Origin of the sequence: Bradyrhizobium betae, from assembly GCF_008932115.1 — a bacterium.
In the GTDB taxonomy this organism is placed as follows: domain Bacteria; phylum Pseudomonadota; class Alphaproteobacteria; order Rhizobiales; family Xanthobacteraceae; genus Bradyrhizobium; species Bradyrhizobium betae.
In genome coordinates this window covers 1,146,140-1,160,563 of sequence record NZ_CP044543.1, presented here as the reverse complement: position 1 = coordinate 1,160,563, position 14,424 = coordinate 1,146,140, and the positions used below count along the sequence as shown (strand labels likewise).

15 protein-coding genes are annotated in these 14,424 nt (G+C 65.1%); 14 read left to right on the top strand and 1 reads right to left on the bottom strand.

Annotation, left to right across the window (positions count from 1 at the left end; translation table 11 throughout):
* Window positions 1–100 precede the first annotated feature (100 nt).
* The 13 genes from F8237_RS05655 to F8237_RS05595 all read left to right on the top strand — a co-directional run bounded on the left by F8237_RS05655 (window position 101) and on the right by F8237_RS05595 (window position 11,996).
* A complete protein-coding gene (locus tag F8237_RS05655) occupies window positions 101–556 on the top strand; it encodes a phasin (protein WP_015687598.1) in 456 nt (151 codons plus the stop codon).
* A gap of 227 nt (window positions 557–783) precedes the next feature.
* Window positions 784–2,070 carry a DUF445 domain-containing protein gene (locus F8237_RS05650; RefSeq protein WP_151642801.1) on the top strand — a complete coding sequence of 429 codons (1,287 nt, stop codon included), beginning with the start codon at window positions 784–786 and terminating at the stop codon, window positions 2,068–2,070.
* Window positions 2,071–2,258: 188 nt separating this feature from the next.
* Window positions 2,259–3,029 carry an esterase/lipase family protein gene (locus tag F8237_RS05645; protein WP_162006350.1) on the top strand — a complete coding sequence of 257 codons (771 nt, stop codon included), beginning with the start codon at window positions 2,259–2,261 and terminating at the stop codon, window positions 3,027–3,029.
* Between the two features lie 209 nt (window positions 3,030–3,238).
* Complete coding sequence (gene paaX / locus F8237_RS05640) at window positions 3,239–4,105, top strand: phenylacetic acid degradation operon negative regulatory protein PaaX (RefSeq protein WP_151642799.1); 867 nt, start codon at window positions 3,239–3,241, stop codon at window positions 4,103–4,105.
* 76 nt (window positions 4,106–4,181) lie between these two features.
* Window positions 4,182–5,174 (top strand): 1,2-phenylacetyl-CoA epoxidase subunit PaaA, encoded by a 993-nt coding sequence (paaA, locus tag F8237_RS05635; RefSeq protein ID WP_162005885.1) that lies wholly within the window; start codon window positions 4,182–4,184, stop codon window positions 5,172–5,174.
* Between the two features lie 10 nt (window positions 5,175–5,184).
* Window positions 5,185–5,472, top strand: a complete 288-nt coding sequence (gene paaB, locus F8237_RS05630) for a 1,2-phenylacetyl-CoA epoxidase subunit PaaB (protein ID WP_015687593.1) — start codon at window positions 5,185–5,187, stop codon at window positions 5,470–5,472.
* Window positions 5,472–6,248, top strand: coding sequence for a 1,2-phenylacetyl-CoA epoxidase subunit PaaC (gene paaC / locus F8237_RS05625; RefSeq protein ID WP_162005884.1), 777 nt, complete (start codon window positions 5,472–5,474; stop codon window positions 6,246–6,248). Before paaB ends, paaC begins: the two co-directional genes overlap by 1 nt.
* Window positions 6,242–6,745, top strand: a complete 504-nt coding sequence (paaD, locus tag F8237_RS05620) for a 1,2-phenylacetyl-CoA epoxidase subunit PaaD (protein WP_151642796.1) — start codon at window positions 6,242–6,244, stop codon at window positions 6,743–6,745. The genes paaC and paaD overlap by 7 nt, the downstream gene beginning before the upstream one ends.
* A gap of 2 nt (window positions 6,746–6,747) precedes the next feature.
* Window positions 6,748–7,830 (top strand): 1,2-phenylacetyl-CoA epoxidase subunit PaaE, encoded by a 1,083-nt coding sequence (paaE, locus tag F8237_RS05615; protein WP_151642795.1) that lies wholly within the window; start codon window positions 6,748–6,750, stop codon window positions 7,828–7,830.
* A 101-nt stretch (window positions 7,831–7,931) separates the two neighbouring features.
* The gene (gene paaI / locus F8237_RS05610; protein ID WP_162005883.1) at window positions 7,932–8,381 is read left to right on the top strand and encodes a hydroxyphenylacetyl-CoA thioesterase PaaI; all 450 of its coding nucleotides are present in this window, start codon (window positions 7,932–7,934) and stop codon (window positions 8,379–8,381) included.
* Between the two features lie 43 nt (window positions 8,382–8,424).
* Window positions 8,425–9,756 carry a phenylacetate--CoA ligase PaaK gene (gene paaK / locus F8237_RS05605; RefSeq protein WP_151642793.1) on the top strand — a complete coding sequence of 444 codons (1,332 nt, stop codon included), beginning with the start codon at window positions 8,425–8,427 and terminating at the stop codon, window positions 9,754–9,756.
* A gap of 64 nt (window positions 9,757–9,820) precedes the next feature.
* Complete coding sequence (locus F8237_RS05600; RefSeq protein WP_151642792.1) at window positions 9,821–10,825, top strand: quinone oxidoreductase family protein; 1,005 nt, start codon at window positions 9,821–9,823, stop codon at window positions 10,823–10,825.
* 115 nt (window positions 10,826–10,940) lie between these two features.
* Window positions 10,941–11,996 (top strand): YeeE/YedE family protein, encoded by a 1,056-nt coding sequence (locus F8237_RS05595; RefSeq protein ID WP_151642791.1) that lies wholly within the window; start codon window positions 10,941–10,943, stop codon window positions 11,994–11,996.
* On the opposite strand, the gene F8237_RS05590 is transcribed toward F8237_RS05595, so the two are convergent.
* Window positions 11,975–12,889: a DMT family transporter gene (locus F8237_RS05590; protein WP_151642790.1), complete on the bottom strand. Its 915-nt coding sequence runs from the start codon at window positions 12,887–12,889 to the stop codon at window positions 11,975–11,977. The two genes, F8237_RS05595 and F8237_RS05590, sit on opposite strands and share 22 nt — an antisense overlap.
* An 82-nt stretch (window positions 12,890–12,971) precedes the next feature.
* Here F8237_RS05590 and pdxR point away from each other — a divergent pair, with 82 nt between their 5' ends.
* Window positions 12,972–14,420 carry a MocR-like pyridoxine biosynthesis transcription factor PdxR gene (gene pdxR / locus F8237_RS05585; RefSeq protein ID WP_151642789.1) on the top strand — a complete coding sequence of 483 codons (1,449 nt, stop codon included), beginning with the start codon at window positions 12,972–12,974 and terminating at the stop codon, window positions 14,418–14,420.
* The last annotated feature ends 4 nt before the right edge of the window (window positions 14,421–14,424 follow it).

Below are 14,424 nucleotides of genomic sequence, written 5' to 3'. Positions count from 1 at the left end.
ATTGCAGTGCACCATTAGCTATGTCATATAAGAGGTGCCCCGGGCCAACAAGGACGGGGTGAGCCCATAGCTCAACCCAATGAGGATGGAGAGAACCCCAATGACCACCGAAACCAACACCGCTTTCGAAGGCTTCAAGGACGCATTCAAGAACATCCAGAACCTGGAAGTTCCCGAGGCTGCCCGCGAGTTCGTCAAGAAGACCGCCAACACCGCCAAGGATCGTGCGGCCGAGGCTTTCGCCGGCTCCGAGCGGGTGACCGCTGCCGTCGAGAACGCGGTGACCGAATCCGTTACTGAAGCCGGCAAGATCAGCCGCAACATTCAGCAGGCGATCTACGAGGACGCCGAGGCGTTCTTCTCGGGCATCGACAAGCTGGCGTCCGCCAAGTCGTTCAGCGAAGCCGTCGAGATCCAGTCCAGCCTGCTCCGCGCCCGCGGCGAAGCGTTCGTCTCGCGCGCCAAGGCGACCACCGACTATCTCGGCAAGCTCGCCGCCAACGGTGCGAAGTCCGCTCAGGACAATTTTGCCAAGGTCTACAACAAGACCGCCTGATCCGGCGACCTGAGTAGATAAACTGAAATTTGAGGCCCGCTTCGGCGGGCCTTTGTTTTGCTTTGCGTTCCCCGGATGCAGTGCAGCGCGCCGCGCTTGCGGCGTGGTGCACTGCTGATCCGGGGACCACTTGTCTTCGTTACTCGCTGGGTCCCGGCTCTGCGGTGCATCGTTGCACGCTGCACCGCGTCCGGGACACGCGGAGATCGGCGCGCTAAGTATCTACGATGACTCGACCCACCTCCTTCTCCTTCGACACCCCCGGCGATGCCGAACGCGCGGCCGAGCTGCGGCGCGTGAAAGCATTGGCGACGCTGGTGCTGGCGGCGACGCTTGCGCTGTTCGCCGTAGCGAAATGGCTGCTGCCCGTGCATCCAATATTCGGCTTCGTCGCCGCCTTCGCGGAAGCCGCGACCATCGGTGGGCTCGCCGACTGGTATGCCGTGGTCGCGCTGTTCAAGCGGCCGCTCGGCCTGCCGATTCCGCACACCGCGATCATCCAGAGCAACCAGGCCCGCATCGCCGACAAGCTCGGCGAGTTCATCCAGGTGCATTTCCTCGATTCAGGCCCAGTCGAGGCCAAGCTGAACGAGATCGATTTCGGCTCCTTCGTCGCCGACTGGCTGCGCGACCGCAAGCGCAGCGATGACCTTGCGCGCTTCGCGTTGCGCCTGCTGCCGGAGGCCGTCGCCGCGACCGAGAGTTCGGGCCTGATGACCTTCATCATCCGCCGCATGTCCTCGCAGCTCCAGTCAATCGACCTTGCGCCGCTCGCCGCCGGCACGCTGCGCGGCTTCGTGGCGGAGAGGCGGCATCAGATCCTGTTCGATGATCTCTTGCGCGTGATGCACGAGACGCTCAATCAGAAAGACACGATGGCGATGATCCGCGAGAAGGTGCGCGCGGAGTTGCCGACCCTGCTGCGGCTCTACCGCGCCGACAAGTTTCTGGTGAACAAGATCGTAGCGTCGGCGACGGCGTTCTTCGACGAAGTGCGCGCCGATCCCAAACATCCGTTCCGCGGCGAGTTCGATCGCATGGTGCTGAGCTTCGTCGACCGGCTCGGCACCGACCAGGCCTATGTCGATCGCATCAACGGCCTGAAGCGCGACCTGCTGGCGCGGCCCGAGCTTGCCGATCTTGCCCGTACCGTCTGGGCCAATACGCGCTCCTTCATCGAGCGCAGCGCGAGCGGTGAGACGCAAGTGCTGCAGCATCATCTCGCCGGTATGTGCGTCGCCGCCGGCGAAGCGCTCGCGGGCGATGCCGAGCTGCGCGGCGAGATCAACAAGGGTCTGGTGGCGGTGCTGCGCAGCTTCGTTGCGGACCAGAAGAGCGGCGTCTCGACCTTCATCTCCGATCAGGTCAAATCGTGGGACATGGCGCAGCTGATTTCGCTGATCGAGATCAACATCGGGCGCGACCTGCAATACATCCGCTTCAACGGCTCGCTGATCGGCGGCCTCGCCGGGCTCGCGCTCTACTCCGTAGAATCCCTGCTCCGGTTGTTGTGACTTTTGCGTCACGGGCGCCAGCATTAGCGCGCGGGCCTATTGTCGCCCCGCGTTCCACCGGCTTGAATGTCCGGAACCGGCCGCCTAGCTGATTCATGCTGCGCTGCGGAACGTTCAAGAAGCCGGCGTATTGGAATTCATGCCCATTTGCCGGTATCGCGGCCGGCGCCTTCTCAAGGGATACAATGATGACCGCTACCGCCCAGACGCTGCGCCCGCCGTCCCGTACTCTGATGTTTCTGGAAGGGCGCGCGATCCACGAGTTCGGCGCATTCCTCGGCGCGCTGCCGCTGCTCAGCTTCGCCCCGCGCGGCGACGGGCATCCGGTGCTGGTGCTGCCCGGCCTCGTGGCGTCTGATGAGTCCACACGCGCGCTGCGCACATTTCTGTCGGGCAAGGGCTATGAGGTGAGCGGCTGGCGCCAGGGCCGCAACTACGGCCTACGCGAGGGCGTGCAGAACGCGATGATGGATCTGGTCCATGAGCTCAGCGACACGCATGGTCGCAAGATCAGCTTGGTCGGCTGGAGCCTCGGCGGCCTCTATGCGCGCCAGCTCGCCAAGATGATGCCTGATCGCGTGCGGCAGGTCATTACGCTCGGCAGTCCCTTTGCGGGCGATCCCAAATCGACCAATGCCTGGCGCGTCTACGAATGGGCAAGCGGCCAGCGTGCTGATCAGGTCGATCCAAACTTCGGCAGCGATCTGGCCGTTCCGCCGCCGGTTCCGACCACCGCCATCTTCAGCCGCACCGACGGTGTCTGCGCCTGGCAAGGCTGCATGGAGAAGACGGGAGCTGAGACCGAGAGCATCGAGGTCGACAGCAGCCATTGCGGCATGGGCCATCATCCTGCCGTCGTCTACGCCGTCGCCGACCGCCTCGCGCAGAAGGAAGGCCAGTGGCGGCCCTTCGACCGCAGCGGCTGGCGCAGCCTGGCGTATCCCGATCCGCATCGGTGATGCTTCGCCTCTCCCCGCGTGCGGGGAGAGGCCGGAATTTGCGAAGAGCAAATTCCGGGTGAGGGGGAGTCTCCGCGAATCCAACTCTCACCGACTCTGCGGAGACTCCCCCTCATCCCGACCTTCTCCCCGCAGGCGGGGAGAAGGAGTAGAGGCTTTGTCGTTCCCGTCCATTGTCGCGCCCGCATCAAACGCGCTATGCCTCGCGCATGGCGCATCCGCTCTCCCGCATCATCGACCAGCTCAAGCGCGAACCGTCGCGCACCGGCTCCATCGTCATCACCGTGTTCGGCGATGCCATCGTGCCGCGTGGCGGTGTGGTGTGGCTCGGTACGCTGCTGGAATTCTTCGAAGGCCTTGATATCGACAGCGGTGTCGTGCGTACCGCGATGTCGCGCCTCGCCGCCGATGGCTGGCTGACGCGCGAGAAGGTCGGCCGAAACAGCTTTTATCGGCTGGCCGACAAGGGCCGCCAGACCTTTGAAGCAGCGACACGCCACATCTATGATCCGCCGCCGTCGGATTGGACCGGCCGTTTCGAACTCCTGCTGATCGGCAATGGCGAGGATCGCGACGCCTCGCGCGAGGCGCTGCGCAACGCCGGTTTCGGCAGTCCGCTGCCGGGCGTGTGGGTCGCGCCGTCAGGCGTGCCGGTGCCCGACGAAGCAGCGGCTGCGATCCGTCTCGAAGTCTCGGCCGAGGATGACAGCGGTCGCCGCCTGCTCAGTGCGAGCTGGCCGCTGAAACGCACCGCGGATGCCTATCTGAAATTCATGAAGACGTTCGAGCCGCTGCGCGCCGCACTCGCGCGCGGCACGGATCTGTCCGAAGCCGACGCGTTCACCGCACGCATCCTGCTGATCCACCATTACCGCCGCGTCGTGCTGCGCGATCCGCTGCTGCCGGGTAGCCTGCTGCCGGCGGATTGGCCGGGCAGGGCCGCCCGCGAGCTCTGTGGCGATATCTATCGCGCCTTGCTTGCTCCGTCGGAACACTGGCTGGATGGCCACGGAACCAACGAGAAGGGGCCGCTGCCGCCGGCGCGAAAGCTCCTGGAGAGGCGGTTCGAGGCCTGAGTAATATGTTACAGAAATATCTTGCCGGATATAATTCTTGTTATATATTGCCTCCCAATAAAATGGGAGGATGCGCATGTACACCCAGGCGCTGAATACGACCGAGACCGACGATCGCGGTCTCGAGGATGCGGCCAAGGCTGCGCAATTCCAGGCGCGCATCGATGCGGAGGAACGTATCGAGCCGAATGACTGGATGCCGTCGGCCTATCGCAAGACGCTCACCCGCCAGATCTCCCAGCACGCCCATTCCGAAATCGTCGGCATGCTGCCCGAAGGCAACTGGATCACGCGTGCGCCGTCCCTGCGCCGCAAGGCGGCGCTGCTCGCCAAGGTGCAGGACGAATGCGGCCACGGGCTCTATCTGTACGCCGCCGCCGAGACGCTCGGTGCCTCGCGCGAAGAGCTGGTCGATGCCATGCTCGCGGGCAAGGCCAAATATTCCTCGATCTTCAACTATCCGACGCTGACCTGGGCTGACATCGGCACCATCGGCTGGCTGGTCGACGGCGCCGCGATCATGAACCAGATCCCGCTGTGCCGCTGCTCCTACGGTCCCTATGCGCGCGCGATGATCCGCGTCTGCAAGGAAGAGTCGTTTCACCAGCGGCAGGGCTACGAGATCATGGTGACGCTGTGTCGCGGCTCGGATGAACAGAAGACGATGGCGCAGGATGCGCTGAACCGCTGGTGGTGGCCGGTGCTGATGATGTTCGGCCCGCCCGATGCCACCAGTCAGCACAGCGATACCTCGACGAAGTGGAAGATCAAGCGCTTCTCCAACGACGAGCTGCGCCAGAAGTTTGTCGATGCCACCGTGCCGCAGGCGCAATATCTCGGCCTCACCATTCCCGATCCCGGCATGGTTCAGGATGCCGACGGGCACTGGCGCTACAGCGAGATCGACTGGACCGAATTCAAGCAGGTGCTCGCCGGCAACGGGCCCTGCAACCGCGACCGCATGGCCGCGCGCCGCAAGGCGCACGAGGAGGGCGCCTGGGTGCGCGAGGCGGCAGCCGCCTATGCCGCAAAGCGCGCGCAACGTCCGACCGCACAAGCTGCCGAATAGGAGAAGCACGATGGCCACGCCGAACACGCCACTGTGGGAAGTCTTCATTCGCAGCCGCAACGGGCTTGCGCACAAGCACGTCGGCTCGCTGCACGCCAGCGACGCCACCATGGCCCTCCAGGCCGCCCGCGACATCTACACCCGGCGCGGTGAGGGCCTGTCGATCTGGGTGGTGCCGTCCAGCGCGATCACCGCGAGCGATCCCGCCGAGAAGGGCATGATGTTCGAGCCGGCGGAATCGAAGATCTACCGGCACCCGACGTTTTATGAGGTGCCGGAAGAAGTGGGACACATGTGATGGGGATCGCCAACACGGAAGTCTCCGAAACGCCACTGGTGCTCTACGCACTGCGCCGCGCCGACGATTCGCTGATCCTTGGCCACAGGCTGTCGGAATGGTGCGGGCATGCGCCGATGCTTGAAGAGGACATGGCGCTCTCCAACATCGCGCTCGACCTCATCGGTCAGGCGCGTGAGCTCTACACCTACGCCGCCAAGGCCGAAGGCAAGGGCAACGACGAAGACAAGCTCGCCTATTTGCGCGACGTGCGGCAGTACCGCAATCTGCTGCTGGTCGAGCAGCCGAATGGCGACTTCGCCCAGACGTTGGTGCGGCAGTTCTTCTATTCCGCTTTCGCCGATCTCTACTGGCGCGCAATGATGACCTCACGCGACACGACGCTCGCCGCGATTGCCGCCAAGTCGGAGAAGGAGAGCGCCTATCATCTGCGCCACGCTTCGGAATGGATCATCCGGCTCGGCGACGGAACCGAGGAGAGTCACAGGCGTGTGCAGGCCGCGATCGATCATCTCTGGGCCTTCACCGGCGAGCTGTTTTCGGTCGATGACGGCGAACGCGCCCTGATCCATGCCGGCATCGCCATTGATCCCGGGACTCTGCGCGGCCGCTGGCTGACGACGCTCTCCGATGTCGTCAGCGAGGCAACGCTGGTGCTGCCGCAGAACGACTGGATGCAGCAGGGCGGCCGCTCCGGCCGGCACAGCGAGCATCTCGGCCATCTTCTGTCCGAGCTGCAATCGATGCAGCGGACGTTTCCGGGGCTGACATGGTGATGGTGCTCGAGAGCGACGCCGAGCTGCGCCGGCGCGCCTGGGATGCGGCTGCGAGCGTGGTCGATCCTGAAATTCCCGTGCTGACCATCGCCGATCTCGGGGTGCTCCGCGATGTCGTCCTCGCCGGCGATCATGTCGAGGTCGCGATCACGCCGACCTATTCCGGCTGCCCGGCCATGAACATGATCGCACTCGAAATCGAGGTCGCATTGGAGCGCGCCGGATTCCATCGTCCGAAGATCCGCACCGTGCTGTCGCCAGCCTGGACCACGGACTGGATGAGCGAGGAGGGCCGCGAGAAGCTGCGCGCCTACGGCATCGCGCCGCCGCAAGCGTCGAGCTCGCGCCGCGCGCTGTTCGGCGACCAGGTCGTCGCGTGCCCGCAATGCGGCTCGGAGAGGACCGAGCTGTTGTCCGAGTTCGGCTCGACCTCCTGCAAGGCGCTCTGGCGCTGCACGGCCTGCCGCGAGCCCTTCGATTATTTCAAGTGTCATTGACCATGTCCGCAGCCGCACCACGCTTTCACCGCCTGGCCGTCAACGACCTCCGCCGCGAGGCGTCGGACGCCGTCTCGATGACCTTCGCCATCCCCGGCGAACTCGCCCGGGACTACGCCTTCACGCCCGGCCAGTATCTCACGTTGCGAACCATGCTCGACGGCGAGGAAGTGCGCCGCTCCTATTCCATCTGCTCCGGCCCTGACGACGGTGAGATCCGCATCGCCGTGAAGAAGGTCGATGGCGGCGCGTTTTCGAGCTGGGCGGCGGACGAACTGAAATGCGGCGACGAGCTCGACGTGATGACGCCGACCGGACGCTTCGGCGTGGTCGCTCCTGATGATGACGGGCGCATCCATGTCGGCTTTGCCGCAGGCTCCGGCATCACGCCGATCCTGTCGATCGTGAAGGGCATTCTGTCGCGCGAGCGGGGCAGCCGTTTCTTCCTGTTCTACGGCAACCGCTCGACCGACAACATCATGTTCCTCGAGGCGCTCGAAGAGCTCAAGGATCGCTTCATCGATCGGCTCTCGATCTTTCACGTCATTTCCGGCGAGGAACAGGACATCCCGATCCTGCATGGCCGGCTCGACGGCGACAAGGTGAGGGTGCTGTTGCGCTCGCTGGTGCCGGCGGCGAGCGTCGATCACGTCTTCGTCTGCGGCCCGTCAGGCATGAGCGAGGAGATCGAGACGACCTGCCGCGATCTCGGCATCGCGGAGGATCGCATTCACGTCGAGCGTTTCGTCTCCGAGTTTGGCGGCAAGCCGCGGCCGAAGAAGGCCGTTGCGCCCGACGCGCCACCGAAGGCGATCGCGTCGCTGATCATCGACGGCAAGCGCCGCGACGTGCCGGTCGCCGAGGACGAGGCGATCCTCGATGCGGCGCTGCGCGCCGGCGTCGATCTGCCCTTCGCCTGCAAGGGCGGCATGTGCTCGACCTGCCGCGCCAAGCTGGTCGAGGGGGAGGCGCCGATGGACATCAATTATTCGCTGGAGCCTTGGGAGCTGAAGGCCGGCTTCGTCCTGACCTGCCAGGCCAAGCCGTCGTCGGAGCGGGTCGTGGTCGACTACGACCATGTCTGACCGGGCGTATCAGGGCCCGACGATGCAAATGCGTCGCATTATTTGACAGCTTGGGCCAGGCAGCAGAACATCATGTGCAAACAATCGGCCGGGAGAAGCGCGTGAACGTCAAAGCCACCTTGTCGCCTGAGGATATTGCGCGCGCCTGCGCCGATGCGATGTGGGCCGAGGACGACGCGTCCAAGGGGCTCGGGATGGAGATCGTCGAGATCGGCCCGGGTTTTGCGACGCTCGCAATGACGGTGCGGCCGGACATGGTCAACGGCCAGCGCATCGCCCATGGCGGCTTCATCTTCACGCTCGCCGATTCAGCCTTTGCGTTTGCCTGCAACTCGCACAACGATCGCGTGGTCGCGGCCCAAGGCCAGATCACGTTCATCAAGCCGGGCAAGCTCGGGGACCGCCTCGTCGCGAAGGCGCGGGAGATCGCCCGTGGCGGCCGGTCCGGCATCTACGACGTCCGCGTCACCGCAGGCGACACCGTCATTGCGGAATTCCGCGGGCATTCACGGGTCATTCCCGGCACATGGCTGCCTGCGCAGGACGAATAAAGCGACCAACAAAAAAACGAACCAATGGTGTGGGGAAACGAGGATGGCTCTGACGAGGCCCAAGCAAGGTGGCGACGCCTATCGTGCCGAGATGGACGTGCATGAGCGCGCCTCTCGCGACGAGATCATGGCGCTGCAGACGCAGCGGCTGGCCTGGTCGCTGAAGCACGCCTACGACAATGTCGCGCATTATCGCAAAGCCTTCGACAAGGCCGGCGTGCATCCGTCCGACTTTCGCGAGCTGTCCGATCTCGCCAGATTCCCGTTCACGGTGAAGACCGACCTGCGCGACAACTATCCCTTCAACATGTTCGCCGTGCCGCGCGAAAAGCTGGTGCGCGTGCATGCCTCCTCCGGCACGACGGGCAAGCCGATCGTGGTCGGATACACGCAAGCCGACATCGACACATGGTCGGACGTCATGGCGCGCTCGATCCGCGCCGCCGGCGGCCGCACCGGCATGATCATCCACAATGCCTATGGCTATGGTCTCTTCACCGGCGGGCTCGGCGTACACTATGGCGCCGAGAAACTCGGCTGCACGGTGGTGCCGATCTCGGGCGGCATGACCGAGCGGCAGGTGCAACTCATCAACGACTTCCGGCCTGATATCATCACGGTGACGCCGAGCTACATGCTGGCGATCCTCGACGAGTTCAAGCGCCAGAAGCTCGATCCGCGCCAGTGCTCGCTCAAGGTCGGCATCTTCGGCGCCGAGCCATGGACCAATGCGATGCGCGGCGAGATCGAGGACGCCTTCGATATGGACGCGACCGACATCTACGGTCTGTCGGAGGTGATCGGCCCCGGCGTTGCGCAGGAATGCATCGAGACCAAGGACGGCCTGCATATCTGGGAAGACCATTTCTATCCCGAAGTGATCGATCCCGAGACCGGCGCAGTGCTGCCGGATGGCGAAAAGGGTGAGTTGGTGTTCACCTCGCTCACCAAGGAAGCCTTTCCGGTGATCCGCTATCGCACCCGCGACCTGACGCGGCTGCTGCCGGGCACGGCGCGGCCGGGCATGCGGCGGATGGAGAAGGTGACGGGCCGCTCCGACGATATGATCATCCTGCGCGGCGTCAATCTGTTCCCGACCCAGATCGAGGAAGTGCTGCTCGCGACCGACTGGTGCGGCGGGCATTTTATCCTGGAGCTGACCCGCGAGGGTCGCATGGACGAGCTGACCATCATCGCCGAGGCGCGGTCGGAGAGCTGGGACGGCCGGGGGCTCGTCGACCATGCCGACCGGGTTGCGACCCACATCAAGAACACCATCGGGATCAGCTCGAAGGTTCAGGTGGTGCCCCCCGATACGCTGGAGCGCTCGCTCGGCAAGGCCAGGCGGCTCTACGACAAGCGGCCCAAGGACTGACTTGACGGATTGACTTGGGTCTCTCCAAGGGCGACAAGGCCCGCGATCAATCGTGGGTCATTTCATGTCTGCCACCGATATTAAAACCGTCGAGGCGCGCTGTGTGCGTCTCAATGCCAAGGCCGAGAACGCGGCGGCGATTGCGCCTGATGTCGAGCGTCATGCGCTGGCGCGCGGTCCGAATGATCTCCTGATCGAAGTCAAGGCCGCCGCGGTCAATCCATCCGACGTCAAGGCCGCGACCGGGCTTATGCCTTACGCCGTGTTCCCGCGCACGCCTGGCCGCGACTATGCCGGCGTGGTGATCGGCGGTCCGGCCGGCACGGTCGGAAACGAAGTGTTCGGCTCCTCCGGTGATCTCGGTATCCGCCGTGACGGCACCCATGCCACCCATCTCGTCGTCGAGGCCGATGCTGTCGTCGAGAAGCCGAAGACCGTGTCCTGGGAGGAGGCCGCCGGCATCGGCGTGCCCTTCGTCACAGCGATGGAAGGCTTTCGCCGCGCCGGTGTGCCGAAGAGCGGCGAGACTGTTCTGGTGTTCGGCGTCAACGGCAAGGTCGGCCAGGCCGCGGTGCAGATCGCGACGTGGCAGGGCGCGCGCGTCATCGGCGTGGTGCGCAAGGCGGAAGCCTATGAGGGCCATGCCAACGCGCCGGTCGAGGTGATCGACGCCTCCGCGACCGATGTTGCGTTGCGCGTGCGCGAGTTGACCGGCGGCAAGGGAGCCGACATCGTCTTCAACACGGTCGGCGATCCCTATTTCCAGGCCGCGCACAAGTCGCTCGCACTTCGTGGCCGCCAGATCCTGATCGCCGCGATCGATCGCATCGTGCAGTTCAACATTCTCGAATTCTACCGCGGGCAGCACACCTATGTCGGCATCGACACGCTGGGGCTGTCGTCGGCGGCAACGGGCGCGGTGCTGCGCGATCTCGGCCCCGGCTTTGCGAGCGGACACCTGAAGCCGTTTCCGATCAAGGCAAATGCTGTCTATCCGCTCGAACGCGCGAAGGAGGCCTATGCTGCCGTTGCAGGTTCGTCCCGCGATCGCGTGATCCTGAAGCCGTAACACACCGTCATTGCGAGCGCAGCGAAGCAATCCAGAAATGTACCTGCGGAGACAGTCTGGATTGCATCGCTGCGCTCGCAATGGCGGATAATGGCGAGAGGCCTGAGAATAACCGATGGAATCCACCCAACTCGTCATTCTTGCCGGCCTCGTCATCGGTCTGATCTACGGCGCCGTCGGCCTGCTCAGCGGCTTCTGCCTGATGAGCAGCATGCGAGGCTGGCTCGCAGAGGGAGACGGACGCCTGGTGCGGACCTATGCGCTGGCGATCGCCGTTGCGATCGCAGCCAGTCAATTTCTCGCCGGCAGCGGCATGGTCGATCTCGGCAAGTCGATCTATCTGCAACCAACTTTTTCGGCGCCCGTGCTGTTCCTCGGCGGCCTGCTGTTCGGCTATGGCATGGTGCTGTCGAACGGCTGCGGCTCGCGCGCACTGGTGCTGCTCGGCCGCGGCAATCTCCGCTCCTTCGTCGTCGTGATCGTGCTCGGCATCGCCGCGCAGATGACGCTCAAGGGCCTGATCGCGCCGGCGCGCATCGCGCTGGTTCAGGCTTCGCAGGCCACGATGAGCGCCAACTCGCTACCGTCCTTGCTGGCGACGCCAGGTCTCGGCGATGCGGTCTCGCGCGCGCTGGCCGCTGCCCTGATCGTCGTTGCGCTGATCCTGTTCGCATTCAAGCATCCGGCGTTCCGTCGCTCGCCGGGCCAGATCGCGGCAGGGATCATCGTTGGTTTGCTGGTGGCGAGCGGATGGCTGGTCACAGGCTATCTCGGCGCCGATGATTTCAACCCGGTGCCGGTAACCTCGCTGACCTTCATCGCGCCGATTGCGGATGCCTTGCAATACGCCATGCTCTCGACCGGCCTGACGCTGAACTTCGGCATCGCGACGGTCGCCGGCGTCTTCGCCGGCAGTCTCGTCACCGCGCTCGCCACGGGTCGCTTCCATCTCGAAGGCTATTCCTCCCCGCGCCACATGCTGCGCTCGGCCGGCGGCGCCGCACTGATGGGGATCGGCGGCGTGATGGCGTTCGGCTGCTCGATCGGGCAGGGGCTCACCGGCGTATCGACGCTGGCGCTGGCCTCGTTCGTCGCGCTCGCCGGCATCCTGCTCGGCGGGGCGGCCGGTCTTCGCGGTAGCTTGCGCGTTCAGCCGCTCGCGGTGGCCTGACGGCGCAGCAGCCGGTCGCCCAGCGACGCAAGGCCAATGCCGCTGACGATCAGCGCGGCCGCAATGACAAGGCTCATGTCGATCGGTTCACCCAGCAGGATCGCAGCGCTGGCGATACCGACGAGCGGCGTCCCGGTGGTGCCGAGTGCCGTCGTCAGCGCCGAGATGCTCTTGTTGACCATCGACATCGCCCAATAGGCCAGTGCCGTTCCGATCAGGCCGGAGTACAGGAACAGCAGGATGAGCTTCCGTGACAATTCCGCGTGAGGCAGGCCTTCCGTGATGAGTGCAGACACTGTCAGTACGACCGTTGCCACGAGCACCTGCCAGATCAAGAGCTGGAGCGGCGAGGCGATCCAGCGATGCGCGCGGATATAGATGATGTTCGCAGCCCAGGAGATCGCGGCCAGGATCACCATGCCGGCACCGACCACGACGTTGGTATTGGTCCAGTCGATCGAGGCCGGGTTGAGGATCACGGCAAGGCCGATCAGCCCGAGCAATGCGCCAGCGAGTTTCGGCGCGGTCAGCGTATCCTTCCCCAGCAGGGGCGCGGCGATCGCGACCCAGAGCGGCGTCGTATAGCCGAGCACGATGGCCTTGCTGGCGGGCAGGAAGCGCACGCCGGCCGCGACCAGCACCGAGAATATCGTCATGTGCAGCAGCGCGACGCTGAGGACCACGGGAATGTCGCGCCGCTTCGGGATCACCAGATTGTTGCTCAGTCCGAGGATCACGAACAATCCGGTCAGCGCGATCCAACTCCGGATCGCCGACGTCCACAGCGGCGGAAGGAACTGGACGAGCTGTTTCGTCACCGACCAGTTCACGCCCCACGCCAGCACGACGATGAGAAACAGGCCGACGGCCGCGCGGGGTGACAGGGAGTTCATCTTGAGATCCTTGAAGCAGTTCTCTCAGGCGGATAGCATCCGGATTGGCACCTGAAAAAGTGCCAGATCAGAAAGGAACAAGGTGCCAGTTTCCGAAGGTGTGATCTCCGCCCTGATCGAGCTGAAGCGGACCGACGACGGGGCGCTGGTGGCGCAACTGACGAGCCAGCTCCGGGGCCTGATCTCTAGCGGCCGTCTCGGCAAGGGGCGGGCGCTGCCGTCGAGCCGCCGGCTTGCGAGCGATCTCGGCGTCTCGCGCAACACCGTCACCTATGCGTTCGAGCAGCTCGCCGCCGAGGGATATCTCGAGGCGTCGCACGGTCGTCGTCCCGTGGTCACGGTCGATGGCGGCGGGCGTGTCGAGGGGGCCGGCGCCGTCGCGTCGGGCGCGCGTCCGGGCAAGCCGCGGCTCTCACCCTGGGCTTCGAAGCTCAAGCAGACCGATTGGCCGATGTCCTATCAGGCTCCCCTCAAGCCGTTGCGTCCGGGGCACGGCGATGTCAGGGAGTTTCCGAACGAGCTCTGGGCGCGTTGCCTGCGTCGCAGCGCCATGCAGGCGGCGAGGCGCGAACCTGGATCAGTCAACCGGTCCAGCCTGCGCGAGGCGCTGGCGCATTATCTTGCGACCAGCAGAGGCGTCCGCGCTACCGCGGACCAGATCGTGATCCTGCCGAGTGCACAGGCCGCGCTGACCTTGATTGCGGCTGCAATCATCACGCCCGGCGACGAGGTCTGGGTCGAGGACCCCGGCTATCCCGGCGCGGCGGCGGCTTTCCGCGCGTCCGGTGCGCGGCTCGCCGGTATCGCGCTGGACGAGCAGGGCATGCAACGGATGCCGGGCCGGGTGGCTCCAACGCTGATCTTCATGACGCCATCGCATCAGCACCCGACCGGGCGGCTGATGTCGCTGGCCCGCCGCACCGAGCTTCTCAGGCTGAGCAGGCCCGGCAAGACCTGGATCGTCGAGGACGACTATGACGGCGAATTCCACTATGACAGCCGGCCGGTGCCGGCGCTGCAGGGGTTAGACGCCCATGGCCGCGTGTTCTATGTCGGCACGTTCTCGAAGGCGATGACGTCGGATATCCGGCTCGGCTATCTCGTCGTGCCGCCGGCACTGGTCAGTACGTTCGAGATCGCGCAGCGGCATATCGGGCTGATCGCCGCCTGCCACGTCCAGGAGGCGCTGGCCGAGTTCATTGCCGACGGGCATTTCCTGGCGCATCTGCGCCGGGTGCGCCGGCTCTATCATGCGCGCCGCGATCACCTCGCCGCGGGACTGGAGCGCCAACTTGGCGAGGTGCTTTCGGTCGAGGTCCCCTCGGGCGGCATCCAGCTCGTCGCGCGCCTCAAGCGCGGTCGCGCCGATCAGGCGGCGGTCGAGCGGCTGGGCGCCGCGGGCGTCGTGACGCGCGCCCTGTCGAGCCTGGCACTGGACCGTCCGCGCGATCACGGCCTGCTGCTCGGCTTTGCGGCGTGGCGCGAGAACGAGATCAGCGCGGCGGTGAAGACGATGGCGTCTTGTTTCTAACTCG

Excerpts from the sequence above, each read along its gene's own strand:
- F8237_RS05645 (WP_162006350.1), top strand. The coding sequence starts at position 2,259 with ATGACCGCTACCGCCCAGACGCTGCGCCCGCCGTCCCGTACTCTGATG.
- F8237_RS05650 (WP_151642801.1), top strand. The coding sequence starts at position 784 with ATGACTCGACCCACCTCCTTCTCCTTCGACACCCCCGGCGATGCCGAA.
- paaA (WP_162005885.1), top strand. The coding sequence starts at position 4,182 with ATGTACACCCAGGCGCTGAATACGACCGAGACCGACGATCGCGGTCTC.
- F8237_RS05600 (WP_151642792.1), top strand. The coding sequence starts at position 9,821 with ATGTCTGCCACCGATATTAAAACCGTCGAGGCGCGCTGTGTGCGTCTC.
- paaC (WP_162005884.1), top strand. The coding sequence starts at position 5,472 with ATGGGGATCGCCAACACGGAAGTCTCCGAAACGCCACTGGTGCTCTAC.
- paaE (WP_151642795.1), top strand. The coding sequence starts at position 6,748 with ATGTCCGCAGCCGCACCACGCTTTCACCGCCTGGCCGTCAACGACCTC.
- paaD (WP_151642796.1), top strand. The coding sequence starts at position 6,242 with ATGGTGATGGTGCTCGAGAGCGACGCCGAGCTGCGCCGGCGCGCCTGG.
- F8237_RS05590 (WP_151642790.1), bottom strand. The coding sequence starts at position 12,889 with ATGAACTCCCTGTCACCCCGCGCGGCCGTCGGCCTGTTTCTCATCGTC.
- F8237_RS05595 (WP_151642791.1), top strand. The coding sequence starts at position 10,941 with ATGGAATCCACCCAACTCGTCATTCTTGCCGGCCTCGTCATCGGTCTG.
- paaK (WP_151642793.1), top strand. The coding sequence starts at position 8,425 with ATGGCTCTGACGAGGCCCAAGCAAGGTGGCGACGCCTATCGTGCCGAG.
- F8237_RS05655 (WP_015687598.1), top strand. The coding sequence starts at position 101 with ATGACCACCGAAACCAACACCGCTTTCGAAGGCTTCAAGGACGCATTC.
- paaX (WP_151642799.1), top strand. The coding sequence starts at position 3,239 with ATGGCGCATCCGCTCTCCCGCATCATCGACCAGCTCAAGCGCGAACCG.
- paaB (WP_015687593.1), top strand. The coding sequence starts at position 5,185 with ATGGCCACGCCGAACACGCCACTGTGGGAAGTCTTCATTCGCAGCCGC.